The 22,929-nt window shown below is 68.0% G+C and carries 20 protein-coding genes; 1 reads left to right on the forward strand and 19 read right to left on the reverse strand.

All coding sequences use genetic code 11. The features are described 5' to 3' along the window. Position 1 precedes the first annotated feature (1 nt). From AC1DNF_RS27205 to AC1DNF_RS27295, 19 genes are all read right to left on the reverse strand, one after another. A complete protein-coding gene (locus tag AC1DNF_RS27205) occupies positions 2-691 on the reverse strand; it encodes a response regulator transcription factor (protein WP_478151767.1) in 690 nt (229 codons plus the stop codon). Positions 692-802: 111 nt separating this feature from the next. Continuing rightward, the gene (locus AC1DNF_RS27210) at positions 803-1,252 is read right to left on the reverse strand and encodes a Spy/CpxP family protein refolding chaperone (RefSeq protein ID WP_478151768.1); all 450 of its coding nucleotides are present in this window, start codon (positions 1,250-1,252) and stop codon (positions 803-805) included. A 145-nt stretch (positions 1,253-1,397) separates the two neighbouring features. Continuing rightward, entirely contained in the window at positions 1,398-2,531 is a 1,134-nt protein-coding gene (locus AC1DNF_RS27215) for a zinc-dependent alcohol dehydrogenase family protein (protein ID WP_478151769.1), read from the reverse strand. 22 nt (positions 2,532-2,553) lie between these two features. Further along, positions 2,554-4,056, reverse strand: a complete 1,503-nt coding sequence (locus AC1DNF_RS27220) for an aldehyde dehydrogenase family protein (RefSeq protein ID WP_478151770.1) — start codon at positions 4,054-4,056, stop codon at positions 2,554-2,556. A 46-nt stretch (positions 4,057-4,102) separates the two neighbouring features. Then, a complete protein-coding gene (locus AC1DNF_RS27225) occupies positions 4,103-5,551 on the reverse strand; it encodes an NAD-dependent succinate-semialdehyde dehydrogenase (RefSeq protein ID WP_478151771.1) in 1,449 nt (482 codons plus the stop codon). A 38-nt stretch (positions 5,552-5,589) separates the two neighbouring features. Continuing rightward, a complete protein-coding gene (locus tag AC1DNF_RS27230; RefSeq protein ID WP_478151772.1) occupies positions 5,590-6,459 on the reverse strand; it encodes a sugar phosphate isomerase/epimerase family protein in 870 nt (289 codons plus the stop codon). After that, entirely contained in the window at positions 6,456-7,451 is a 996-nt protein-coding gene (locus tag AC1DNF_RS27235) for an ABC transporter permease (RefSeq protein ID WP_478151773.1), read from the reverse strand. Before AC1DNF_RS27235 ends, AC1DNF_RS27230 begins: the two co-directional genes overlap by 4 nt. Next, positions 7,448-9,010, reverse strand: coding sequence for a sugar ABC transporter ATP-binding protein (locus AC1DNF_RS27240; protein ID WP_478151774.1), 1,563 nt, complete (start codon positions 9,008-9,010; stop codon positions 7,448-7,450). Before AC1DNF_RS27240 ends, AC1DNF_RS27235 begins: the two co-directional genes overlap by 4 nt. Positions 9,011-9,024: 14 nt before the next feature. Next, entirely contained in the window at positions 9,025-10,065 is a 1,041-nt protein-coding gene (locus AC1DNF_RS27245; protein ID WP_478151775.1) for a sugar ABC transporter substrate-binding protein, read from the reverse strand. 92 nt (positions 10,066-10,157) lie between these two features. Next, a complete protein-coding gene (locus AC1DNF_RS27250; protein ID WP_478151776.1) occupies positions 10,158-10,946 on the reverse strand; it encodes an SDR family NAD(P)-dependent oxidoreductase in 789 nt (262 codons plus the stop codon). A gap of 37 nt (positions 10,947-10,983) precedes the next feature. Next, a complete protein-coding gene (locus AC1DNF_RS27255) occupies positions 10,984-12,756 on the reverse strand; it encodes a thiamine pyrophosphate-binding protein (RefSeq protein WP_478151777.1) in 1,773 nt (590 codons plus the stop codon). 51 nt (positions 12,757-12,807) lie between these two features. Next, positions 12,808-13,836, reverse strand: a complete 1,029-nt coding sequence (locus AC1DNF_RS27260) for an NADH:flavin oxidoreductase/NADH oxidase (RefSeq protein WP_478151778.1) — start codon at positions 13,834-13,836, stop codon at positions 12,808-12,810. A gap of 11 nt (positions 13,837-13,847) precedes the next feature. Beyond that, positions 13,848-14,660 carry an SDR family oxidoreductase gene (locus AC1DNF_RS27265; RefSeq protein ID WP_478151779.1) on the reverse strand — a complete coding sequence of 271 codons (813 nt, stop codon included), beginning with the start codon at positions 14,658-14,660 and terminating at the stop codon, positions 13,848-13,850. A 172-nt stretch (positions 14,661-14,832) separates the two neighbouring features. Beyond that, on the reverse strand, positions 14,833-16,374 hold the full coding sequence (locus AC1DNF_RS27270) for an FGGY-family carbohydrate kinase (protein ID WP_478151781.1): 1,542 nt from the start codon (positions 16,372-16,374) through the stop codon (positions 14,833-14,835). A gap of 28 nt (positions 16,375-16,402) precedes the next feature. Continuing rightward, positions 16,403-17,365 (reverse strand): ABC transporter permease, encoded by a 963-nt coding sequence (locus tag AC1DNF_RS27275; protein WP_478151782.1) that lies wholly within the window; start codon positions 17,363-17,365, stop codon positions 16,403-16,405. Between the two features lie 18 nt (positions 17,366-17,383). Beyond that, entirely contained in the window at positions 17,384-18,370 is a 987-nt protein-coding gene (locus AC1DNF_RS27280) for an ABC transporter permease (RefSeq protein ID WP_478151783.1), read from the reverse strand. Then, entirely contained in the window at positions 18,367-19,893 is a 1,527-nt protein-coding gene (locus AC1DNF_RS27285; RefSeq protein ID WP_478151784.1) for a sugar ABC transporter ATP-binding protein, read from the reverse strand. The genes AC1DNF_RS27280 and AC1DNF_RS27285 overlap by 4 nt, the downstream gene beginning before the upstream one ends. Before the next feature lie 8 nt (positions 19,894-19,901). Next, positions 19,902-20,939 (reverse strand): substrate-binding domain-containing protein, encoded by a 1,038-nt coding sequence (locus tag AC1DNF_RS27290; protein ID WP_478151785.1) that lies wholly within the window; start codon positions 20,937-20,939, stop codon positions 19,902-19,904. 49 nt (positions 20,940-20,988) lie between these two features. After that, complete coding sequence (locus AC1DNF_RS27295) at positions 20,989-21,855, reverse strand: SDR family oxidoreductase (protein ID WP_478151786.1); 867 nt, start codon at positions 21,853-21,855, stop codon at positions 20,989-20,991. A gap of 173 nt (positions 21,856-22,028) precedes the next feature. Between AC1DNF_RS27295 and AC1DNF_RS27300 the strand changes: the two genes are divergently transcribed. Further along, on the forward strand, positions 22,029-22,928 hold the full coding sequence (locus tag AC1DNF_RS27300; protein WP_478151787.1) for a MurR/RpiR family transcriptional regulator: 900 nt from the start codon (positions 22,029-22,031) through the stop codon (positions 22,926-22,928). The last annotated feature ends 1 nt before the right edge of the window (position 22,929 follow it).

The raw sequence follows: 22,929 nt of genomic DNA on the forward strand, positions 1-22,929 counted from the left end.
GTCAGCTCTTTCCGACCGCCAGGGTATAGCCCGCGTTGCGCAGCGTCTTGATGCAATCGAGCGGCTCCAGCTTCTTGCGCAACCGGCTGACAACGATGTCGACGGCGCGCGTGTAGAGCTCCGCCTCGTGGCCACGCAGGCGGTTGAGGATGTCGTCGCGGCTCCACACCTTGCCGGGCTGGTCCGCCAGCAGGGCCAGCAGGTCGAACTCGGTGCTGGTCAGGTCCACGCGCTCGCCCTGGCGCAAGACCTCTCGCTTGTCGAGGTCGATGGCAAGGCCCTCGAACACGCGCCGCTGCGTCGGCGCGGTCGGCGCCGCCACCGGCGCGGCGCGCTGGCGCCGCAGGATGGTCTGCACCCGCGCCACGAGCTCGCGCGGCTCGAAGGGCTTGGGGAGGTAGTCGTCGGCGCCGAGCTCGAGGCCGACCACGCGATCCATCACATCGCCGCGCGCGGTCAGCATCACGATGGGAATATCGCTCTCCCTGCGGATCTCCCGGCACAGTGCGAAGCCGTCCATCTCGGGCAGCATGACATCCAGGATCGCGGCGTCGTAGGTCCCGGCGCGAAGCTTGGCGAGCCCTTCGCTCGGCCGGGCGGCGCTTTCCAGCACGCAGTCGAAGCGGGCGAAGTAGCTCGCCAGCGGCGCTGCCAGTTGCTCGTCGTCATCGATCAGCAGGATGCGTGGCATGGCGCGATTGTGCATACCGGCAAATAGGAGGCTCACGACCAGACCCGCCGGCATCAGATCGCGAGCCCGGCCATGAGGCTCACCACGAAGCGGCAAGCCCGGGGTTCCGCTTCAACTTCTTCCCCAGCGGCGGCCACGCTCCATGAACTCGCGCACCTTCTGCTGCTGCGTCGGGTTCAGGTTGTCGAAGAAGTCGGCCGCGGCCGCGATCACTTCGGGGCTCATGGATTGCACCGCGGCCATCTTGGCGTCGATCAGCTTCCTGGCGCGCTCCTGGTCGAGCTTCGCGCCCGCGAACAGCGAACGGAACTCGGCGCGCGGGTCGCCGCCGCCACGCAGCGCTTCGCGCTGTGCCTGCAGCTTCTCGGTCAGTACGTTGAGCTTCTCCTTTTGCGATGCATCGAGTTCGAGCTTGCTGCCGACGCGCTCGACCATCTTCGCGCGGAACTCGGCGGAGTCGCCGCCCCAGCCATGGCGGTGGCCGGCGCAGCCCGCGAGGCTGCCGGCGAGCAGGGCGGCACCCGCAATGCCGAAGAGCGAACGTTTGAACCAGGGTTTCATGAGAGTCTTCCTTCCAGAGAGATCGGAATCGATCAGGGAGACTCGATGGTGCGGCCGGGCCGTCGCGATGTCCTTTCGCGGCGGTTTCGGCGTGTTTCGTTTTATTTCGGCGCGGACGCGCCGGGGGTGCGGAGGCGGGCCGATGTCAGGCCTGGTCGAAGGACACCACCTGTCGAATCGCCTCTCCCCCGTGCAGGAGATCGAAGCCTTCGTTGATGTCTTCCAGACGCAGACGACCCGTCAGCAGTTTGTCGACCGGCAGCCGCCCCTGCTTGTAGAGCTCGATGTAGCGGGGAATATCGCGCGAAGGCACGCAGGTCCCGATGTAGCTGCCCTTGAGCGTGCGTTCCTCGGCCACCAGGCTGACGGCAGGCAATCCGAAACTGGCGGTCGATGACGGCAAGCCCGCCGTCACCGTCATGCCGCCGCGGCGCGTGACGGCATAGGCCAGGTCGAGCGCGCGGATGGCGCCCGCAAACTCGAAGGCGTACTCCACGCCCCCGCCGCCGATGGCGCGGATCTTCTCCCTGGCATCGGGATCTCCGGCATTGACCGCATGGGTCGCGCCGAGGGCCTTCGCCTGCTCGAGCTTGGCGTCCGACAGGTCGACGGCCACGATGTGGCGCGCCCCGGCCGCTTGCGCGCCGATCAGCGCGGCGAGGCCCACGCCGCCCAGCCCGATCACCGCGACGGACGCGCCGACACGCACCTGCGCCGTGTTCACCACGGCGCCGACACCGGTCAGCACGGCACAGCCGAACAGCGCGGCCTCGTCCAGGGGAACCCTCGGATCGATCTTGACGACCGAGCGCCGCGACACCGTGGCGTACTCGGCGAACACGGAACACCCCAGATGATGGTTCAGCGGCACGCCGTCCTGGCTCAGGCGCCGCTCGCCGGACAGCAGCGTGCCGGCGCCATTGGCGGCGGCGCCCGGCTCGCAGAGCGCGGGCCGGCCCTCCGCGCAGGGCGCGCAGTGCCCGCAACTCGGCACGAAGACGATCACGACATGGTCGCCGCGCTGCAGGTCGCGCACACCCGGCCCGAGCGCCTCGACCACGCCGGCCGCCTCATGGCCCAGCGCCATCGGCATCGGGCGCGGCCTGTCGCCGTTGATGACCGACAGGTCCGAGTGACAAAGACCGGCCGCGGCGATCTTCACCAGGACCTCGTCGGGCCCGGGCGGGTCCAGCTCGACGGTACGGATGGCCAGGGGGCGGCTCCGCGCGTAGGGCGGTGCGGCCCCCATCCTGTCGAGCACTGCTGCCTTGATCTTCATGCCTGCATTCCTTTCCGGGCGCTCACAGCGCGATGCCGATCGACTTGAGCTCGGTGTACTGCCCGATGGCCTCGTAGCCCATCTCGCGGCCCCAGCCCGATTGCTTGAAGCCGCCGAAGGGCAGGCCGACGTCGACGACGTGGTGGGTGTTGATGCCGATCGTCCCGGCCTTCAGGCGCTTGGCGACACGGTGGGCCACGCTCACGTCGCGCGTGTACAGGCTGGCCGCCAGGCCGTAGATCGAATCGTTCGCCTGGCGCACCACGCCCTCGATGTCATCGTCGTCGAAGACCATGGCGCACAGCACCGGGCCGAAGATTTCCTCGCGCACCACGCTCATGCCGGCGTGCGTGTTGGCCAGCACGGTGGGCTGGAGGAAGTAGCCCGCCTGGCCCACGCTGCCGCCGCCGGTCAGCAGCTCGGCGCCGGCCTTGCGGCCCTGGTCGATGTAGTCCGCCACGCGATCGCGCTGCTCGGCCGAGATCAGCGGGCCGATGCGCGTGGCCGGGTCGAGCCCGTGCCCGATGGTCAGCGACGCGGCTTCGCGCACGATGCCTTCCATCACCTTGTCGTAGACCTTGCGATGCACATAGAGGCGAGAACCCGCCGTGCAGGTCTGCCCATTGTTGTAGAAGATCGCGCTCGACGCGCCGGCCACGGCCTGCCCGATGTCCGCGTCGCCGAAGACGATCACGGGCGACTTGCCGCCGAGCTCCAGCGAGACCTTCTTCAGGTTGCCGGTGGCGGCACGCAGGATCAGCCGCCCCACTTCGGTCGAGCCGGTGAAGGCGACCTTGTCGATGTCGGGGTGCGCGGCGATGGCGGCACCCGCGCTTTCGCCGAAGCCGGTGATGACGTTGAACACGCCCGGCGGAAAGCCCGCTTCTTCTACCAGCTCGGCCAGGCGCAGGGCCGACAGCGGCGTCTGCTCCGCCGGCTTGAGGATGATCGTGCAACCGGCTGCCAGTGCCGGCGCCACCTTCCACACCGCCATCATCAGCGGGAAGTTCCACGGCACGATCTGGCCGACCACGCCCACCGGCTCTCGCAGCGTGTAGGCATGGAACTCGGCCGGGTTCGACAGCGGAATGGTCTGGCCCAGGATCTTGTTGGACCAGCCGGCCATGTAGCGCAGCAGCTCGACGGAAAACGCTACGTCCACGGCGCGCGCGTCCGTCACCGGCTTGCCGTTGTCCAGCGCCTCCAGCTGCGCGAGTTCGTCGGCATGGGCTTCCATCAGGTCTGCGAGACGCCACACGAGCTTGCCGCGCTCCGAGGGGTTGAGGCTGGTCCACGGGCCGTTGTCGAAAGCCTCGCGCGCGGCGGCGACGGCCAGGTCGACGTCCTTCGCGTCCCCCGCGGGGACCGTGCAGACCCGCGTGCCGAGCGCCGGGTCGAACACGTCCAGCGTCTTGCCGTTGACGGGGTCGCGCCACTGGCCGCCGATGAAGAGCTTCTTCGGGCGGGCGACGAAGGCGCGCACGTCGTCGCGCAGCAGGTTCCAGGGGTTGGTGATTGCGTTCATCGGGATCTCCTTGGGTAAGAACTGAATGTGTGAGGGACCAAGGGCTTCAGGCCACGCCGACGCAGACGTACTTGCGCTCGGTGTAGTCGTCCATGCCGTACTTCGAACCTTCGCGGCCGGTGCCCGATTGCTTGACTCCGCCGAACGGCGCTTCGGCCGTCGAGATCAGCCCGGTGTTGACGCCGACCATGCCGGCCTCCAGCCGTTCGGCCACGCGCCAGGAGCGCTGGAGATCCTTCGTGTAGAAATAGGAAGCGAGTCCGAACTCGGTGTCGTTGGCCAGGCGGACGACCTCGTCTTCGGTCTCGAAGCGGATCAGCGGCGCAAGCGGGCCGAAAGTTTCTTCCTCGCTCACGCGCATGGCACGGGTGACTCCCGTCAGCACGGCCGGCGAGATGAAATTGCCGCCCAGGCGCCGACCGCCGGTGCGCAGTTGCGCGCCCTTGCCGATCGCGTCGTCGATGTGCTCCTCGACCTTGGCAAGCGCGCGCGCGTCGATCAGAGGGCCGACCTGCACGCCCGCCTCGAGGCCGTTGCCGACGCGCAGTTCGGCCACTCGACGCGACAGCCTGTCGGCGAAGACGTCATAGATGCCGCTCTGCACGAAGATGCGGTTGGCGCAGACGCAGGTCTGGCCGTTGTTGCGGAACTTGGCGATCATCGCGCCGTCGACGGCCGCGTCGATGTCGGCATCGTCGAACACGATGAAGGGTGCGTTGCCGCCGAGCTCCAGCGAGAGCTTCTTGATCGTGTCCGCACAGGCGCGCATCAGGCTGCGGCCGATCTCGGTCGATCCGGTGAAGCTGATCTTGCGCACCAGCGGGTTGGCGCACAACTCGCCGGCGATCTCCGCCGCGCCGCCGGTCACCACGTTGATCACGCCCGGCGGAATGCCGGCGCGCTCGGCGAGCACCGCCATGGCAAGCGCCGAGAAAGGCGTCTGCGACGCGGGCTTGACCACCATGGTGCAACCCGCCGCGAGCGCGGGCCCGAGCTTGCGCGCCAGCATCGCGTTGGGAAAGTTCCAGGGCGTGATGGCGGCGCAGACGCCCACCGGCTGGCGCAGCACCACGATCCGATGACCGGGCTGCGTGGCGGGAATCACGTCACCGTAGCCGCGCCGCGCCTCTTCGGAGAACCACTCGATGAAGCTGGCGCCGTAGGCGATCTCACCGCGCGCTTCGGCCAGCGGCTTGCCCTGCTCCGTCGTCATGATCAGCGCGAGGTCGTCCTGCGCGGCCATCAGGAGTTCGTACCAGCGGCGCAGCAGATCGGAGCGGCGCTTGACCGACAGCGCGGACCACGCCGGAAAGGCGCGCGATGCCGCCTCCACGGCGCGTGCCGTCTCGGCCGCGCCCATGCGCGGCACCTCGCCGACCTCGTCGCCCGTCGCCGGGTCGCGCACGCCCAGTGTCGCGCCGGAATCGGCAGCCTCCCATTCACCCCCGATCAGCGCGCGGTCGCGCAACAGGGTCGGGTCCTTCAATGCAAGCATGGCGTGTCCTCGATAAGAAATAGGCTTGGGGTGGCGATTCAGTTCAGGGCTGCGTGCGCGGCGGCGATCTGCGCCCGCATGAAGGCGAGCGCCTTGCGCGCCGTGTCGTCCGAGTCGTGCCAGGGCTCGCGCCACAAGGCGATCAGGCCGGCGAGCTCGGGGCCGAGCACCGTGGGCGAGAAGGACTCGAACAGGATCGGCCCCTCGTAGCCGATCCGCGCGAGCGCGCCGAAGAAGGCGGCGAAATCCAGATTGCCCTCCCCCAGCCGCCCGCGATGGCTGTCCGCGACATGCACATAGCCGAGCAGGTCTCGCACATCGATGACGGCCTGCGCCAGGCGCTCTTCCTCGATGCACATGTGGAAGAGGTCCGCATGCACGAACATCGCGTCGGAGCCCACCTTGCGAATCAGGTCCGCCGCCTGGCCGACGGTGTTGATGAAGTTGCTCTCGTAGCGATTGAGCGCCTCCAGCCCAAGGCGGATGCCCGCCTCCCCGGCCTGCCGCGCCAGGCGCCGGTAGGCGTCGACCGCACGCTCGCGGGCCATCTCGGAAGGCTGGACCGCATAGCGATGCACAGCCGAATACGAGGGGCCGCCGAGCAGCGGCGAGCCCATGTCGCGCGCCACCGAGATCGCCTGGGCCACGAGCGCCTCGCCGCGCCGGGCGATCACCGGATCGGGGTTCGAGAGGTCGGCGCTGAGCTTGCCGCACATCGTGGCCATCACACCCAATCCGTGCTGCTCGGCCAGGCGCGCCGTCATGCGCGTGTCGACCGTGTCGGGATCGAAGATGAGCACCTCGACGAAGTCGTAGCCGATCTCGGCGGCCCGCTCGAACACGCGCCGCGCGCCGGCTTCGTCCCACCGCGGGGTGTAGACGAACATGTGGATGCCGAGCTTGTTCATCGCGCCCCCACCTGCAGGGCAACGCCGGGCGCCTTGGCAAGGCGCCCGGCGACAACGGCGCTGATGCGTTCGCGCCAGATGTCGACGCCGACGGCCAGGAGAATGATGCCGCCGATGGTGATGCTCTGCAGCGAGGTCGACACGGCGTTGAGGTTCAACCCGTTCTGCACCACGACGATGATCAGCACGCCGATCAGCGTGTTCAGCACATGGCCACGCCCGCCCGCCAGGCTGGCGCCGCCGACGACGGCGGCGGCGATGGCCTGCAGCTCGATCAGCGAACCGTAGTTGGGCGAGCCCGAATTGAGCCGCGCCGCGAGCAGCACGGCGCCGATGCCGGCGCAGGCGCCGGCGATCACGAAGGCCAGCATCCGCACGCGCGGCACGTGGATGCCCGACAGCCGCGCCGCCGATTCGTTGCCGCCCACCGCATAGATCTCGCGACCGAAGCGCGAGTGGTTCAGGACCAGCGTCGCGAACACGTAGAGGGCGACCATGTAATAGAAGGGCAGCGGCACGCCCAGCAACTCGCCGTAGAACACCTGCCCGAGGTCCGGCGACAGCGAGAACACCGGCGTGCCGCCACCGACCGTGAGCGCGATGCCCTTGAACGCGCTCAGGCCCGCCAGGGTGACGATGAAGGCGGGAATGCGCACATAGGCCACCAGCACGCCGTTGACCAGGCCCAGGACGCCGCCGAGCGCGATGGCCGCGGGAATGGCCACCCACAGGCTGGTGCCGTTGAGCTTGACCATGACCGCGAGCACCATCGTCAGGTAGGCGATCATCGAGCCCGGACTCAGGTCGATGCCGCCGGTGAGGATGACCACGGTGGCACCGATCGCGACAATCGACAGCACCGCCACCTGCAGCGCGATATTGCGGAAGTTCTCCGCGGCCAGGAAGCTCGGCGTGGTCGCGGCGACCACGCCCATGATGAGCAGCAGCGCGGCCATGGGCCCGGCGAACTGGCTGAGGACGGAATGTTTCATGTCATTGCTCCTTCAGGGATGGGGGATTCGGCAGGCGCCTCATGCCGCGTCTGCGAGGCACTGACCAGGTCCGCGTGGCGCACTTCGGCCGCCGCGTGAACGCCGGTCACGCGGCCGTGCTGCACGATCGCAATGCGGTCGCTCATCGCAATCAGTTCGTTGTGGTCGGAGCTGATCAGGACGACCGACTTGCCGGCGGCGGTCAGCCTGTTGATGAGCCGGTACACCGCAAGCTTGGCGCCCACGTCGATGCCCTGTGTCGGCTCGTCCATGATCAGGATGCGGGCCTGCGCGAACAGCCAGCGCGCGATCAGCACCTTCTGCTGGTTGCCGCCGGAGATCTGGCCGACCAGCTTGTGCCGGGCGAGCGGCGTGATCTCGAGCTCGCGGATGTAGTCGGTCGTGACACGCTCCTCTTCGGCGTGGTCGAGCCGCAGCCCGCGCATCACGCCGCCGAGCCTCGCCATGGTGACGTTCGGACCGGCGAAGAAGTTGAAGAACAGCCCGTCGAACTTGCGGTTCTCCGGCACCAGCGCGATCCCCGCTCGGATGGCGTCGGCCGGGCTGCGCAGGCGCAGCACACGCCCGTCGAGCCGTATCTCGCCCGCCTCCAGCCGGTCGACACCGAAGAGCGCGCGCGCGATCTCGGTCCGTCCGGCGCCGATGACGCCGCCGAGTCCGAGCACCTCGCCACGGTGCAATTCGAAGCTCACGCCGCGCACGCGGTTGGCCGTGCGCAGGCCCTCGGCGCGCAGCACCACTTCGCCGGTCGCGTGGCGCTCCTTCGGGTAGTGCTCGCCGACGCTCGCGCCCATCATGCAGCCGACGATCTCGTGCACATCGAGCCGCGTCTCGCCCGAGCGGCTGACCACGCGGCCGTCCTTCAGTATCGTCACCGCGTCGACCAGTTCGCACACCTCGTCGAGCCGGTGCGAGATATAGAGGATCGCCACGCCACGCGACTTCATGCGCCGCAGCAGTCGATGCAGCACGGCGATCTCGTCCTGGCCGAGGGCGGTGGTCGGCTCGTCGAGGATCAGCAGTTCGGCGTCCTGCGACAAGGCCTTGGCGATCTCCACCAGTTGCTGCTCGGCCACCGAGAGATCGACGACGCGCGAGGCCGGATCGATCGGTATGTCGAGCTGCCCGAGGATCTCGCGCGCGCCCTTCGCGATGGCCGGCCAGTCGACACGCAGGCCCAGCCACTTCGATGGATGGCGGCCGAGGAAGATGTTCTCGGCGACGCTCAGCTGCGGCACCAGCGAGAACTCCTGGAACACGGTCGCCACGCCATGGGCGCGCGCCTGTGTCGGGTCGCCCAGCCGCACCGGCTGGCCGCGATGGAGGATGGCGCCCTCGTCGGGCTGGATCACGCCCGACAGCAGCTTGATCAGCGTGGACTTTCCGCAGCCGTTCTCGCCAAGGAGGCCGTGGATCTCGCCCCCGTGCAGTTCGAGCGAGATCTGGTCGTTCGCCTTGACCCCAGGAAAGGACTTGCAAAGACCCTGCAGCGCCCACAGCGGATCGGCCCGCGTGGCCATGACCGGTTTCCCGTTCATCGCAAGCGCTCGACTCAGTAGGCCTTGGAGGGCTTCGGAAACAGGTCGGACGGCTGCCTGAGCACCGCCTCCACGTTGCCCTTGTACACGATCTCCGTCGGTACCCCGACATAGCCGCCGCTGGACTTCCTGTGAAGGAGGTCGACGGCGAACAGCGCGGCCATGCGGCCCATCTTGACCGGCGAGGTGTTGGTGGTGGCCGTGACGCCGCCACCGTTGGCGATGTCCTCCAGCGCACCGGTGTCGCCGTCGTAGCCGTAGATGGAGATGTTGGTGCGCCCGAGGCTCTTGGCGGCCAGCGCCGCGCCGAGCGCCATGTAGTCGCTGGAGGCGTAGATCGCATTGATGCCGGGGTTGGCCTGCAGCATGTCCATGGCCGCCGTGTTGCCCTTCTCCACGCTCCAGCCGCCGTTGATGCGCGTGACGAGCTTCCAGTTGCTGTCCTTCAGACCGTCGAGGAAACCGCCCGCGCGCTCGGTGGCGATGTAGCTCGGCTCGCCGTCGAGCACCCCCAGCGACTTCGGCGCGTCCTTGGCCTGTGCGCGCGCCCACTCGGCGAGCGCCTTGTTGGCGTTGCGCTGGTTGACGCCGACCACGCCATGCACCGGCGTCGGGAAGTTCGGGATGTCGGAGTTGACGATCACCACCACCTTGCCCGCGTCGACCGCCTTCTTGATCAGCGGCGCGAGCGAGTGTTCGTCGAAGCTGATGATCAGGATCGCGTCGACGTCCTTGCGCGACGTCACGTCCTGCAACATGCCCATCTGGCCGGCCTGGTCGGAGCCGGAGTAGGGCGAGAGCATGAAGGACTTGATGCCCGGCACCGACTTGATGCCCTCGTACAGCGCCACGTGGTAGTTGTACTCGGTGCCCATCGGCAGGTAGGCGATGGTGGGCGTGCCGCTCTTGTAGCTCACCTTGTCGAGCGTGGCCTGGGCGCCGGTGCCGAGCGGCCTGGGCGCGGGATAGCTCGGCGTCTGGGCCGACGCATGCGCCATCAGCAGCGCGGCGACCATTGTCATGAGTGCCTTGAGGCCGGTCTTGTGCAAAGTCATGGTTGTCTCCATCGGGTTGTGATCGGGAACGCCGCGACGCGACTGCGTGCGGGCGCACTGCAGGGTTGAAGCAGAGGCGCAGAGGGAGGCGGCTAGAACACCGTGCGGACGATGCCGCCGTCCACGCGCATCGCCGAGCCGTTGATGGCGCTCGCGCGCGCGCTGCACACGAAGGCCACCGCGTCGGCGATCTCCTGTGGATCGATCAGCCGCGCGATCAGCGAGGTCGATCGGTTCTCGCGCATGAAGCGGGCTTCGGCTTCTTCATAGGGCAAGGCGGGAAACAGGTTCTGCACGAAGGCCCGGACGCCCTCGGTTCGGGTCGAGCCCGGAAGGACCGCGTTGACGGTGACGCCGGTGCCCTTGGTCAGCTCCGCCAGGGTGCGCGAGATGGCCAGTTCCATGGTCTTGGTCGCGCTGTAATGCGGCAGTTCGGGCGCCGGCGATACACCGGATTCGCTGGAGATGAAGACGATCCGGCCCTTCTTGCGCTCCAGCATGCCGCGGATGTAATGGCGCGAGAGGCGCACGCCGCTCATGATGTTGATCTCGAACAGGCGCAGCCATGCCTGGTCGCTCACGTCGCAAAACGACGTGGCCTCGTAGATGCCGAGGTTGTTCACGAGGATGTCGACCGACGCCACCTGCGCGATCGTGGTCTCGCAGCCCGCGGCCGTGCCGTTGTCGGCCACGAGCGCCTCGAGCCTGGCATCGGGCACGGCGGAGGCGATGTCGTCCAGCGCTGCCTGCACGACGACTCGGGTGCGGCCGTTGACGATGACGCGCGCGCCCTCGCGGGCCAGCACGCGGGCGATCTCGCGCCCGATGCCGCCGCTGGATGCCGTGACGAGGGCGCGTTGGCCCTTGAGTTGCAGATCCATCTTCTTGTCTCCTTCTTTGTGGCGGGACGCTGGCTGTTCAGCTCAGGTCCGGCGAGCGCTTCCAGTCGCGCAGCGCGTAGACCGTGCCGGGACGCTTCTGCTCGGGGTTGGGGTTCTCGATGCGGCGGCGCAGGCTGTGGATCGGCGTGGCCTTGGCATCGGTGCGCACCTCGATCACCGACGCGCCGGGGTGGCCGAAGGCCTCGTCCAGCGCGGCTTCGATCTGGTCCGGGCGGTCGACCACGATGCCCTTGAGTCCGAGGCCCGCGGCGGCCGCCGCGTAGTTGGGCTTGGCATGCTCGGACTGCAGGTCCACCGACAGCCGGGTGTTGTTGTAGAAGATCTGTTCCCACATCCGCAGCCACCCGAGTTCACCGTTGTTGAAGACGATGTTGATGACCGGCATGTTGTAGCAGGCTTGTGTTGCCAGCTCTCCGATGGAGAACGAGAAGCCGCCGTCGCCGGCCACGGTGATCACGCGCTGGCCTGGCTTGACCATGCTCGCGCCCAGGGAAGCGGGCACCGCATAGCCGAGGCTGCCCTGCCCGCGGGCATAGAGGAAGCGGCGCGCGGCCTTGCGCGCCGGCAGGTACTGGCCGATCCAGCCCGACGCGAAGCTGGCATCGCTGATCACGACGTCGTCGGCGTCGAGCCGCGCGGCAAGGGACTTGAGCACGCGGCCCGGATGAATGGGCACGGCCTCGGATGCGTGGTCGCCGGCGATGACGGCCGCCTGCTCGGCCTTGACTTCGTTCACGCGGCTGTCCCAGGCATCGACCCGGTTCGCCTTCAGCAGCGGATTCAGCTCGTCGAGCACTTCGCGGATGTCGCCGAAGAGCGCCACCGTGGGCCGGAAGGTGCGGCCGTGTTCCTGCGGGTCGTCGTCGATGGTGATGGTGGCCTGCTGCGCGGTCGGCAGCGTCCAGTTGCTGGCGGTGTTCTGGCTCGCCTTGCAGCCGCACCAGATGATCAGGTCGGCCTCTGGCGCGAGGGCGAGCGCGGCCTTCGAGCCCATCGGGTTGAGCACGCCGACCGAGCGCTCGGACACTTCGGAGATCACGCCCTTGCCCGACAGCGAGGTCGCCACATAGGCGGCGCTGCGATCGGCCAGCGTCTGCAGTTGGGCGTAGGCGCCGGACATGTGCACGCCGCCGCCGGCGACGATCAGCGGTCGGCGCGCCTTGGCGATCAGGGCCGCGGCATCCGACAGGTGCTGCTTCATGGCGCGGGCCCGGTGCGCGGGGGCGCGGATGTAGCGGTCGTCCGCGGCCGCGGGTGCCGTGGCCGGATCCCATTCGGCATCCATCACATCGTGCGGCACGATGATGGCCACGGGGCCCGGACGCGGCGAGGTCGCGACGCGGAATGCGGTGCGGATGATTTCCTGGAAGGAGCTCGCCGTCGGCACCATGAAGGTCTCCTTGGTGATCGACTTCAGGAAGCTCAGCTGGTCGAAGCCCTGGGAAGCCACGCCCTTGGCCTTGAGCGGCAGCCAGTCGCGCGGCAGCTCGCCGACGATGGCGATCAGCGGGATCGAGGCATTCAGCGCTTCGACCAGGCCGTCGGTCAGCTTGGTGGCGCCAGGGCCGACGGTCACGTCGCAGACGCCGGGTTTGCCGGTGAGGCGCGCATAGGCATCGGCCGCGTAAACGCCGTTGCGCTCATCGCGCACCAGCACGTGCTTGATCCGGTCCTGGCGCTGCGCGATGCCCTCGTAGAGGCCCGAGGTCTGGCCGCCGGGCATGCCGAAGACCACTTCGACGCCGTACTCGATCAACATTTCCGTCAGCATGTCTCCGCAATGGGCCATGGTTGTTTCTCCTGGGGTGTATTCAAAAAGGTAAAGAAGGGAGGCGCGGGTTCAGACCAGGTACTTCCAGTCCTTCCTGGCTTTCTCGTAAGGCTTGGGCCAGGCGATCTCGACGCCCAGCACGCGCGCCGCATGCAGCGGGAAGTAGGGGTCACGCAGGAACTGACGGCCGACGGCAATGACGTCGGCGCGGCCGTTCTTGAGCACTTCCTCGGCGAGCAGCGGGTGGTCCAGCATCCCGACCGCGGCGCTCGGCACGCCGGCCTCGCGGCGGACCGCTTCGGCGAACGGCACCTGGTAGCCGGGGAAGGCATCGATGCGGATGCCGCTGGTGGGCGCCATCGCACCCGAACTGGCGATGACGAGGTCGAGGTACTCGCGCAGGCCCGCCACGCGGGCGACCACCTCGGCCTGCCGCGCGCCGCCCTCGTCGCGCTCGATGGTCGAGACCTTCATGAAGATCGGCTTGTGGCGCGGCCAGACTTCGCGCAGGGCCTGCAGGACCTCGCGCAGGAAGCGCTGCCGGTCGGCGCCGTAGGCATCGTCGCGCCGGTTGCTCAGTGGCGAGGTGAACTGGTTGATGAGGTAGCCGTGCGCCGCATGCAGCTCGATGTAGTCGAAGCCGGCCTCGTCGGCGCGCCGGGCCGCTTGCGCGTAGCTGTTCACCAGTTCGCCGACCTCCGCGCGCGTCAGCTCGCGGGGGGCGGGCCACTTCTCCGCGAAGGCGATGGACGATGGCGCCACCAGCCCCTGGTCGAAGAACTCGCCCTTGCGGCCCGCGTGCCCGAGCTGCACGCCGACCTTGGCGCCGTGCTGCTGGCAGGCCCGGGCGACGCCGCGCAGGCCGGGCACGTGTTCGTCCTTCCAGATGCCCAGGCAGCCGGGGGTGATGCGCCCGAGCGGATGCACCGCCGTCATTTCCAGCGAAATGAACCCGGCCTGGCCGACCGCTCGGCTCGCATAGTGGGTGAGGTGCCAGTCGTTTGCAAAGCCGTCCTCGGCGATGTACTGGCACATGGCCGACATCATCAGCCGGTTGCGGGCCTGGAGGTCGCGGAATTCGATGGGAGTGAAGAGCATGCCGACCCTCCTCAGCGCACGTAGCCGCCGACCACGCCGCCGTCGACGGTGAGGGCGGCACCGTTGATCACCGCGCTGTCGTCACAGCACAGGAACAGCACCGCCTTGGCGACCTCTTCCGGCGTGATGCTGACCTTGAGCGCATTGCGTTGCCGATAGAAGTCTTCGAGCTTGTCGGGCGCCACGCCGTGGCGCTTGGCGGCATTGATGCGCTGCTCGGGTGTGAAGATGCCGGTGCCCCGTATCACGCCGTCGGGCAGCACCATATTCACCCGGATGCCGAAGGGCCCGCCCTCCTCCGCGAGGCAGCGCCCGAGGTGCAGCTGTGCGGCCTTGGCAGCGCTGTAGGCCGCGGCCTTGGGTGTGGCGGCCACCGCCGACTTGCTGGTCACGAAGACGAGTTGTCCGCCGATGCCGCGCCCCTTCCATTCGCGAAAGGCCTGCTGGCTGACGAAGAAGGACCCTCCCGCATGCGTGTCGAGCATCAGGCGCCACTGCTCGACGCTGGTGTCCTCGATGGGTGCACCGAAGTGCGAACCGGCATTGCTCACGACGATGTCGAAGCCGCCGAAGCGGTTGCGCACCTGGTCGAAGGCGGCGCTGACGCTCTCGGGGATGCTGACGTCGGCCTGCACCGCCATGCAGCGATCGGCGCCGCCGATGGCTTCGAGAAGCGCGATGGTTTCGTCGAGTCGCTGCGCACCGCGCGCCATGATCGCGACGGAGGCGCCCTCTTGCGCCAGGCGCAGCGCGGTGGCGCGGCCGATGCCATAGGAGCCCCCGGTGACCACGGCCACGCGGCCGGCGAGCTTTGCTTCAGACATGTGCGTCTCCTGTTTGGGGGGTCATCGCTGGGTGAATCTTATGCATGGAATTACTTTCCGTCAAATGTTTTATGGAAGGAATTTACTTCTATCAACAAGGCGAACAGGGGCGCCGATCGGCCGTGCCGCGAGCCATCAGTCGTCCGTGGAAGCGCCGCTGGGGTGTTTCAGCTCATTTGCCCGCGCGGGCGAGCTTGTCGAATACGCTCTGGTTGCTCGCGAGCATGTCGAGGTAGGCCTCGGCCATGTCGTCGTAAAGCGGCTTCAGCGCGGCGTTGGGCTCTATCGGATCGCCCTTGGTCCGGTTCATCTGCTGCGACGCGGCGGCCAGGTCGCCGAAGAGGCCCACGGCCTTGCCGGCCACGAGCGCGGCGCCCAGCGTGCCGAATTCCTCGCGGTCCAGCGTGCGGTAGGGCAGGCCGAGGATGTCGGCCTTCACCTGCTTGAACACCTGGCTGCGCGCCCCGCCCCCGATGCCGATCACATGACTGGCATGGAAGCCCGGCACCAGCGCCTCGACGCTCTTGAGGTAGGCCCGGTACTCGTAGCCGATGCCCTCCAGAATGGCGCGGTAGAGGTGCTTGCGCTTGTGGGCCCAGTTCAGGCCGATGAAGGCGCCCCGCATGGACGTGTTGTTGGGACAGACGCGCCCGCCCAGATGCGGCAGGAACAGCAGGCGGTCGGCGCCCGGCGGCGCCTTCTCGGCCATGCGGCCGAGGCGCTGGTAGACGCTTTCGTCGTCCAGTTCGCAGATCGCCTTCTCGAGTTGGGAAAACTCGTCGCGGAACCAGCGCAGGTTGAGCCCGCCGCCGTTGACGTAGGCCATGGCGAAGTAGAGCCCGGGAATCACGTGCGGACACGAGAACAGCATGCCGTCACCCTCGTCCGCCACATAGCGGTCGACCACGATCGACAGGCAGGCGGCGGTGCCGGCGACGTCGAACACCATGCCGGGCTGCACGATGCCGGCGCCCAGCACGTTGGCCGTGGCGTCGCCGCAGCCGGCGGCAATGGGCGTGCCCTCGCGCAGGCCCGTCAGCGCGGCCGCGCGGCTGTCGACGCGCCCCACGATGTCGGTCGGATCGACGATCCGCGGCAACTTGCTGTCGTCAAGGCCGAACTCGCCGAGCAGCTCCTTGTTCCAGCGGCTGCGTGCGGTATCCGCGAAGTTGCTGAATGGCAGGTAGGTGCGGTCGATGAAGGCATCGCCGCCGCGCAGCCCCGCCATGCGCCCGGCCACATAGGCCGAGGGCACGACGAACTTGCTGATGCGGCGATAGATGTCGGGGTGCTCGTTCTTCCAGTACAGCATCTTGGCGCCGTGCGAGAACGAGGGCGGACCGCCCGCCGAGCGGATGATCTCGCCGCGGCAGCGCTTGAGTTGCTCGATGTAGGGCGCGCAGCGCGTGTCGAGCCAGGAGTCGTACACCGTCGGCGCGTCGCCCTGTGCATCGACCGTGCCTACGCCAGCCATCTGGCCGTCGCAGGCGATGCCCGCGATGTCGCGCGGGTTCACGCCGGAGCGGGTGAGGCACGCCTTGATCGTGTTCACCGCCGCGCCGTAGATGTCGTCGGGCAGCTGCTCGACCGCGCCGGGCGCCGGGTACAGCAGCTTCGACTCCTCGAACGCATCGGCCACGAGGCGGCCGGTTTCGTCGTAGAGCGCAGTCTTCGTGCCCATGGTGCCGATATCGACACCGATCAGATAAGCCATGTCCTTGTCTCCGTCTTCTTGTGTCGTCTCAGGCCGCCAGGCCTTGCCTGCGCCGGCGCAGCGCGGTCAGCCCGTCGAGGACCACCACCACCGTCAGGATCGCGCCCAGTGCCACGCCCTGCCATTGCGGCGCGACCTCGACCAGGTTGAAGCCATTCTTCAACAACGCCATGAAAAGTGCACCCAGTGCCGCGCACAGCACCGAGCCGCGGCCGCCCGCCAGAACCGCGCCGCCGATCAGGCAGGCGATGATCACCTCCATCTCGGCGCCGATGCCCAGGTAGCGGTTGGCCATGCCGACGCGCGCCGTGGCCATGAGGCCCGCCAGGGCAGCCAGCCCGCCGGTCAGCACGAACACGGCGAAAGTCGCACGGCGCACCGGCAGGCCGAGCAGCCGCGCCGAGGCCGGGTTGCCGCCGATCAGGTAGAGCTGCCGCAGTCGAGGCCAGCGCGCCAGCCCCCAGTCGACGGCCACCACCAGCAGCAGGCCCGCCCAGACCACGGCGTAGAGACCCAGGAACTTGGCATTGCCGAGCGCCACGAAATCGGCCGGCATCGAGGTGAAGCCGGCAACGCCGAGGCCGCGCACCAGCCACTCGATCACGCCGCGCACGATGGCCAGCATCGCGAGCGTCGCCATGAGCGGGTTGATGCCCACGACGGCCACCAGGAAGCCGTTGAGCGCGCCCACCACCAGGCCGCTGCCCATGGCGAGCAGGCACGCCACGAAGACGCCGAGTCCCGCATTCATCGCGATGGCCGCGACGATGCCGGCAAGCCCCATCACGGCGCCGATCGACAGGTCGAAATGGCCCAGGACGAACAGCAGCGTCATGCCGACCACCAGGATCAGCAGGGGCCCGACGATGGTCTGAAGGGAATCGAGGTTGTTGATGTCGCCGAAGGCATCGCTGCCGAGCGCCAGCGCGGCGAGCGCCAGGACGACCAGGCCGGCGGGAATGGGCAGCGAACGACGGATGAAGTTGACCATGGGCCTGCTCCTTTCGATTCAGCGGCGGCGGATTTCGAGGCGGCGGTCGAGTGCCACGCCAGCGATGAGCAGCACGCCGGTCACCAGCGATTGCAGCGCCGGCTCGACGTCGAAGGCCACCATGCCGTTGATGACGACCGCCAGGAAGGCCAGCCCCAGGAACGCGCCGGCCAATGTCCCCTTGCCGCCCGTCAGGCTGGCGCCGCCCAGCACGGCCGCCGTGACCAGGGTGAATTCCAGTCCGTCGCCGAGCTGCGCGTCGGCATGCGTGACCCGCGAAGCCGCGACCAGACCGGCCGCGCCCGCGGCCAGCGCGCTGCACGCAAAGGCCGCGATCTTGATGCGGTCGACGCGAATGCCATACAGCACCGCGCTGGCCGCGCTCTCGCCGGCAAGGTAGAGACGGCGGAAGGTCGCGGTGCGCCGCTCGAGCACGGTGAACAGCACGAGCATGGCGAGCGCCACGATCACGATCACATGCACGCCGCCCACCTGCAGGCGCCCCAGCTGGCGGAATGCCGAGGAGAAGGTCTGGCCGACAAGCACGGTATTGAGGACGCCCCCGAGGCCGCGGATCAGGACCATGGTGCCGATGGTCAGCATCAGCGAGTTCAGGCGCAGCCGCACAGTCAACCATCCGTTGATCAGGCCGAACAACAGCGCGGCCGCCAGCGACAACCCCGCCGCAGCAAGGAAAGGCACGTCCAGTTGCATCAGCAAGCCCGTGAACGCGCCCGTGAAACCGTACACCGCGCCAGCCGAGAGATCGATCTCGCCGATGGCCATCACGTACACGAAGCCGCTCATGGCCAGGGTCTGCAGCGAAAGATCGAGAAGAAGCGCGTAGAGGTTGCCGCCCTGGACGAAGCCCGGATGCGCGAGGCTGAGCAGCACGGTGACGGCCACCACCATCAGGGCGATCGGCACGACCTGCCGGTCGACCGGAGACAGCGCCAGGCGGCGCGGGAGCAAGAGCTGGGGCGTTTCGACTGCAAGGGGCTTCATGCGGCGACTCCCGGTGCCTGGGCGACAGGCGCGTGGCCGGCCGCGAGGGTCATGATTGTCTCGGCGTTCATCTGCGTGAGCGCGCAGTCGCCGACGATGCGGCGCGAACGCATGACGACGATGCGATCGCACAGTCCCAGCAGCTCGGGCAGTTCCGACGACATCACGAGCAGGCTCTTTCCTTCCCTGGCGAGGCTGCGCAGATGGCGATGGATGTCGGCCTTGGCCGCCACGTCCACGCCGCGCGTGGGCTCGTTGATCAGCACGACCTGTGGGTCGTCCGCCAGCGCCGCCGCCAGCATCACCTTCTGCTGGTTGCCGCCGCTCAGATCCGACGGCTGCGTCTCGGTGCTGGCCGCCTTGATCGAGAAGCGCTGCATGTAGCTGCGGGCGAAGTCGACAGCCTCCTGGCGGCGCAGCCAACCCGCGAAGCCGCTGAAGTTCGACAGCACCGGCGCCGAGATATTGGATGCGATGCTGCTGCGCATGAAGAGCCCGGCTTCCTTGCGGTTGGTGTTGACGAAGCCGACACCGTGACGGCGAAGCTCGTGCGGCAGCAGGCGCGGCACATCCTTGCCGCGGACCTGCAAGCTGCCGCTCGCCACATGCAGCCCGAAGAGCGCGGGTGCCACTTCGCTGCTGCCGGAGCCCTCGAGGCCGAACAGGCCCACGACCTCGCCCGCATGAAGCCTCAGGTTCACGTCGTCGAGCCGGCCCGGCACTCGAAGGCCACGCACGTCGAGCATCACTTCGCTCTTCGCCGGCCTGGCCGTGCGCACGGCCGTATCGCGCGCCAGTTCGCGGCCGGCCATGCGGTTGACCAGCTCGGCCTCGGTGGCGCGGCGGCAGTCGAAAGTCTCGATGTAGCGGCCGTCGCGCAGCACGCTCACTTCATCGCAAGCGCCGAGGATCTCGGGGATGCGGTGGCTGATGAAGAGAATGGTCTCGCCGCCGTCGGCCAGCTTGCGCAGGATGCGCATGAGGCGATCGGCCTCGGCGCTCGAGAGCCCCGACGTGGGTTCGTCCAGAATCAACAGCTTGCGCGGCTGGTTGAGGGCCCGAAGAATCTCGATCAGCTGCTTCTGGCCGAGCGCGAGTCCCGCCATCAGCGTGTCCGGATGCAGATCGAAATCGAAGCTCGCAAGTGCGCGGCGCGCCTCGGCGCGCAGGCGGTCGGCGTCGATCATCCCACCGCGCAGGAAGCGGCGCATGTCGGGGAAGATGTTCTCGGCGACCGAGAGGTTGTCGAACACGGCCAGCTCCTGGTGCACCATGATCACGCCCAGGCGCCGCGTGTAGGCGGGCTCGTAGCGCTCGTAGGCCTGCCCGTCGAGCATGATGCTTCCGCGATCGGGCATCACTTCGCCCTTGATGACCTTCATCAGCGTGCTCTTGCCGGCGCCGTTCTCGCCGAGCACGGCATGGATCGTGCCGCGGCGCACGCTGAAGGACACGTCCTGCAGGGCCCGCACAGCCCCATAGGACTTGGAGACATTCTCGATCTTGAGACTGCAATCGTTCATGGCGGCGTTCAGCTGCGGTACTGCGGGATCTTTTGGTGATTGAACAGATCGACGGTCTCGCGTGTGATCAGCTCCGTGCCCATGAACACCTGCTGCGGCGCGGGCATGGTGCCCGCCGCCTTGTTGTCGGCCGCGATAGGCACGCCGGCCAGCCCGTTCGGGCTGTTCCAGGATTCCAGCATCTGGACCGCGCTGAAGCACTGCAGCGCGGTCTTGTTGATGACGGAGCACTTGATGAGCCCCTTCTTGATGAACTCCAGCACCGGCGATTCGCGGTCGTGCACGACCACGGTGATCTTGCCGAGGTCCACGCCCATTTCCTCGGCTGCCAACGCGATGCCGCTGCCCGAACTCGAATCGAGCCCGACGACGGCATCGAGAGCCTTGTAGGTGTTGAACATGGCCTTGGACGAGGCGATGGCTGCTTCGGTGCTGGCCTTGTCGTCGACGCGGCCGGCCAGTTCCCATTCGCTGTTGGCCTTCAGGTAGTCGGTCAGGCCCTTGAACTTGGCATCGGTGTTCGATGCGCCCCAGTTGCCGCTGGCGACGTACTTGCCCTTCTTGCCGGCGAACCTGATCAACGCCTTGGCGGTATCCGCGCCGCAGGCATAGTTGTCCATGCCGATGAAGCTCAGCGCGCCGCTGTCGGGCACGTTGGCCTCGATGACCACCACCGGGATGCCCTGCTGCATCGCGCGGCGGATGGCCGGGACGGCGCCGGGCTCCCACAGGCTGGTGATGATGCCGGAGGGCTTCTTCGCGATGGCCTGCTCGACCGCCGCGGCATGACCGACCGGGTCCCAACCCTGCGGGCCCACCGTGCGGATGTCCGCGCCAAAGGCCTTCGCCGCATAGCGCATGCCCAGGTGACAGTCGAGCAGGTACGGGTGGCCGAGAAGTTGCGAAGCGTAGTAGTAGGTGCGGCCCTTGCCTGCCGCCGCTGTCTGCGCATGGAGCGCCGAAGTGCCGGCCATCAGCGCGGCGCCGGCGCCCAGCAGGGATGCGCCGAAGGCACGGCGCCTGGGGGTGAAGCGGGTGGTTGTCATGGTCTTGTCTCCAGTGGGAAGGTTTTCTCGGGATGCATCTGGGCGCGGGCTAGCGCATGTAGGCGGCCGTGAGCCCGCCATCGACGGAAAGGGAGGCGCCGGTGATGCTCCGGCTGCGCCCGTCATCGCACAGGAACAGCACCGCGCGCGCCACGTCCTCGGGTCCGATCGAGGCCTTGAGCGCATTGCGCTGCGCGTAGTAGTTCTCCAGCGCCTCAGGGGCCACGCCGTGCCGGCGGGCGTTGGCGGTGCGTTGCACGGCGTCGAAGATGCCGGTGCCGCGGATTACGCCATCCGGCAGCACGCTGTTGACGCGGATGCCGTGCGGGCCGCCCTCTTCCGCCAGGCAGCGCGCGAGGTGCAGCTGCGCGGCCTTCGCGCTCGCATAGGGAGCGGCGCCCGGGCTGGCGGCCACCGCCGCCTTGCTCGCCACGAAGACGAGGCAACCATTGCGACCTCCGCGCTTCCAGTGCGCGAAGGCTGCGCGGCTGAACAGGAAGGCGCCGCCCAGGTGGGTATCGAACACCGAACGCCACGTATCGGGCGAGACGTTCTCGACGGCATCGGCGTGGTGAAAGCCGGCATTGCTGACCACGATGTCGACGCCTCCGAATGTCTGCTCGACGTCATCCATGAAGCGCGCGACATCCGCCGGCCGGCCCACATCGCCGTGCGCCACGAGCCAAGGGGTCGACGGGTAGCCCTGCACGTCCCGCCTGCGCGCCGCGCGCAGGTGATGGTCGTCGCGCGCCAGGACCGCGACGCGCGCGCCCTCCGAAGACAGCAGCCTCGCGATGGCAAGCCCGATGCCGGATGTCCCGCCCGTCACGACGGCGGCGCGCCCGGCGAGTGCCCCGCGTTCCGGCAAGGGCCGGCGCGCAGTCTCGGAAGGCAAGGGGTCGAATGGGTGCTGCATGTCTCGAATCGGTGGTGATGGAATTTAATACCGCACCTTTTTCAATGCAAGGAATTTCCTTCCATCGTTTTCCCCCAAGGGAAAACCCCAGGTGCGGAACCTGGGCGGCACAGAGCGGGAGGGGCCGGTACCATGGAGGAAAATTCCTTCCATTGCCACAGGAGCCCCCCGAAATGACAAATCAGCTTGACCGGACCGGCGTCCTGAACACGATCCGGCAGGCGCAGGGCCAACTCAATCCCGCGCTCAAGCGCATTGCGAACTACGTGCTCAAGCACCCGGACATCGTCAAGACGCAGTCGATCAAGGATCTGGCGGAGGTGTGCGAGGTGTCGGAGTCCACCATCACGCGTTTTGTGCAGGCGCTGGAAGTGCCGAGCTACCAGCAGCTCAAGATCGGCATCGCGGAGGCCCTGTCGACCCACGGCCAGGCGGCGCCGGCTGCCCACGAGGCCTTCGTCTATGACGACATCGCGGCCTCGGACACCAACGCGCAAATCATCAAGAAGATCCTCTTTCGCAACATCAGCGCGCTGCAGGACACGGCGCAGCGGCTCGACCTGCGGCTCCTCGACAAGGTGGCGGCCGCCATCGACAAGGCGGATTCGCTCGCGTTCTTCGCCATGGGCTCGTCGACGCTGGCGGCGGAGAACGCCGTGATGCGCTTCATGCGCGTCGGCAAGCGTTGCATCTTCTACAAGGACCAAGGCGTGCAGCAGATTTCCGCGGCCACGCTGGGCAAGAGTTCGGTGGCATTCGCCATCAGCAATTCGGGACGCACGATCCCGGTCGTCGAGGCGCTGCGGACGGCGCAGAAGCGCGGCGCCACGACAGTCGCCATTACCTCCTATCCGGACTCTCCGCTGGCGCAGAGCGCGCACATGACCTTGCTGACGAACACCACGGACGCCGCGGTCGGCTCAGCGCCCTACCACGAAGCCATGCTGTCGAAGATGGCGCAACTGCTGGTGACGGATGTCGTGTACTCGCGCTACGCGGTGAAGCATGTCGACAAATCGATCGCCGCCATCAAGGACACGAACACGGTCACGGAAGGCAGCCGCTACCGGTAGG

The sequence above is a fragment of the Variovorax sp. 01T432 genome (genome assembly GCF_056398605.1).

Coding starts and splice junctions, on each gene's coding strand:
- AC1DNF_RS27220 (WP_478151770.1), bottom strand. CDS start 4,056: ATGAACGCAATCACCAACCCCTGGAACCTGCTGCGCGACGACGTGCGC.
- AC1DNF_RS27225 (WP_478151771.1), bottom strand. CDS start 5,551: ATGCTTGCATTGAAGGACCCGACCCTGTTGCGCGACCGCGCGCTGATC.
- AC1DNF_RS27285 (WP_478151784.1), bottom strand. CDS start 19,893: ATGAACGATTGCAGTCTCAAGATCGAGAATGTCTCCAAGTCCTATGGG.
- AC1DNF_RS27240 (WP_478151774.1), bottom strand. CDS start 9,010: ATGAACGGGAAACCGGTCATGGCCACGCGGGCCGATCCGCTGTGGGCG.
- AC1DNF_RS27250 (WP_478151776.1), bottom strand. CDS start 10,946: ATGGATCTGCAACTCAAGGGCCAACGCGCCCTCGTCACGGCATCCAGC.
- AC1DNF_RS27300 (WP_478151787.1), top strand. CDS start 22,029: ATGACAAATCAGCTTGACCGGACCGGCGTCCTGAACACGATCCGGCAG.
- AC1DNF_RS27230 (WP_478151772.1), bottom strand. CDS start 6,459: ATGAACAAGCTCGGCATCCACATGTTCGTCTACACCCCGCGGTGGGAC.
- AC1DNF_RS27275 (WP_478151782.1), bottom strand. CDS start 17,365: ATGGTCAACTTCATCCGTCGTTCGCTGCCCATTCCCGCCGGCCTGGTC.
- AC1DNF_RS27260 (WP_478151778.1), bottom strand. CDS start 13,836: ATGCTCTTCACTCCCATCGAATTCCGCGACCTCCAGGCCCGCAACCGG.
- AC1DNF_RS27280 (WP_478151783.1), bottom strand. CDS start 18,370: ATGAAGCCCCTTGCAGTCGAAACGCCCCAGCTCTTGCTCCCGCGCCGC.
- AC1DNF_RS27265 (WP_478151779.1), bottom strand. CDS start 14,660: ATGTCTGAAGCAAAGCTCGCCGGCCGCGTGGCCGTGGTCACCGGGGGC.
- AC1DNF_RS27290 (WP_478151785.1), bottom strand. CDS start 20,939: ATGACAACCACCCGCTTCACCCCCAGGCGCCGTGCCTTCGGCGCATCC.
- AC1DNF_RS27270 (WP_478151781.1), bottom strand. CDS start 16,374: ATGGCTTATCTGATCGGTGTCGATATCGGCACCATGGGCACGAAGACT.
- AC1DNF_RS27215 (WP_478151769.1), bottom strand. CDS start 2,531: ATGAAGATCAAGGCAGCAGTGCTCGACAGGATGGGGGCCGCACCGCCC.
- AC1DNF_RS27245 (WP_478151775.1), bottom strand. CDS start 10,065: ATGACTTTGCACAAGACCGGCCTCAAGGCACTCATGACAATGGTCGCC.
- AC1DNF_RS27295 (WP_478151786.1), bottom strand. CDS start 21,855: ATGCAGCACCCATTCGACCCCTTGCCTTCCGAGACTGCGCGCCGGCCC.
- AC1DNF_RS27210 (WP_478151768.1), bottom strand. CDS start 1,252: ATGAAACCCTGGTTCAAACGTTCGCTCTTCGGCATTGCGGGTGCCGCC.
- AC1DNF_RS27255 (WP_478151777.1), bottom strand. CDS start 12,756: ATGGCCCATTGCGGAGACATGCTGACGGAAATGTTGATCGAGTACGGC.
- AC1DNF_RS27205 (WP_478151767.1), bottom strand. CDS start 691: ATGCCACGCATCCTGCTGATCGATGACGACGAGCAACTGGCAGCGCCG.
- AC1DNF_RS27235 (WP_478151773.1), bottom strand. CDS start 7,451: ATGAAACATTCCGTCCTCAGCCAGTTCGCCGGGCCCATGGCCGCGCTG.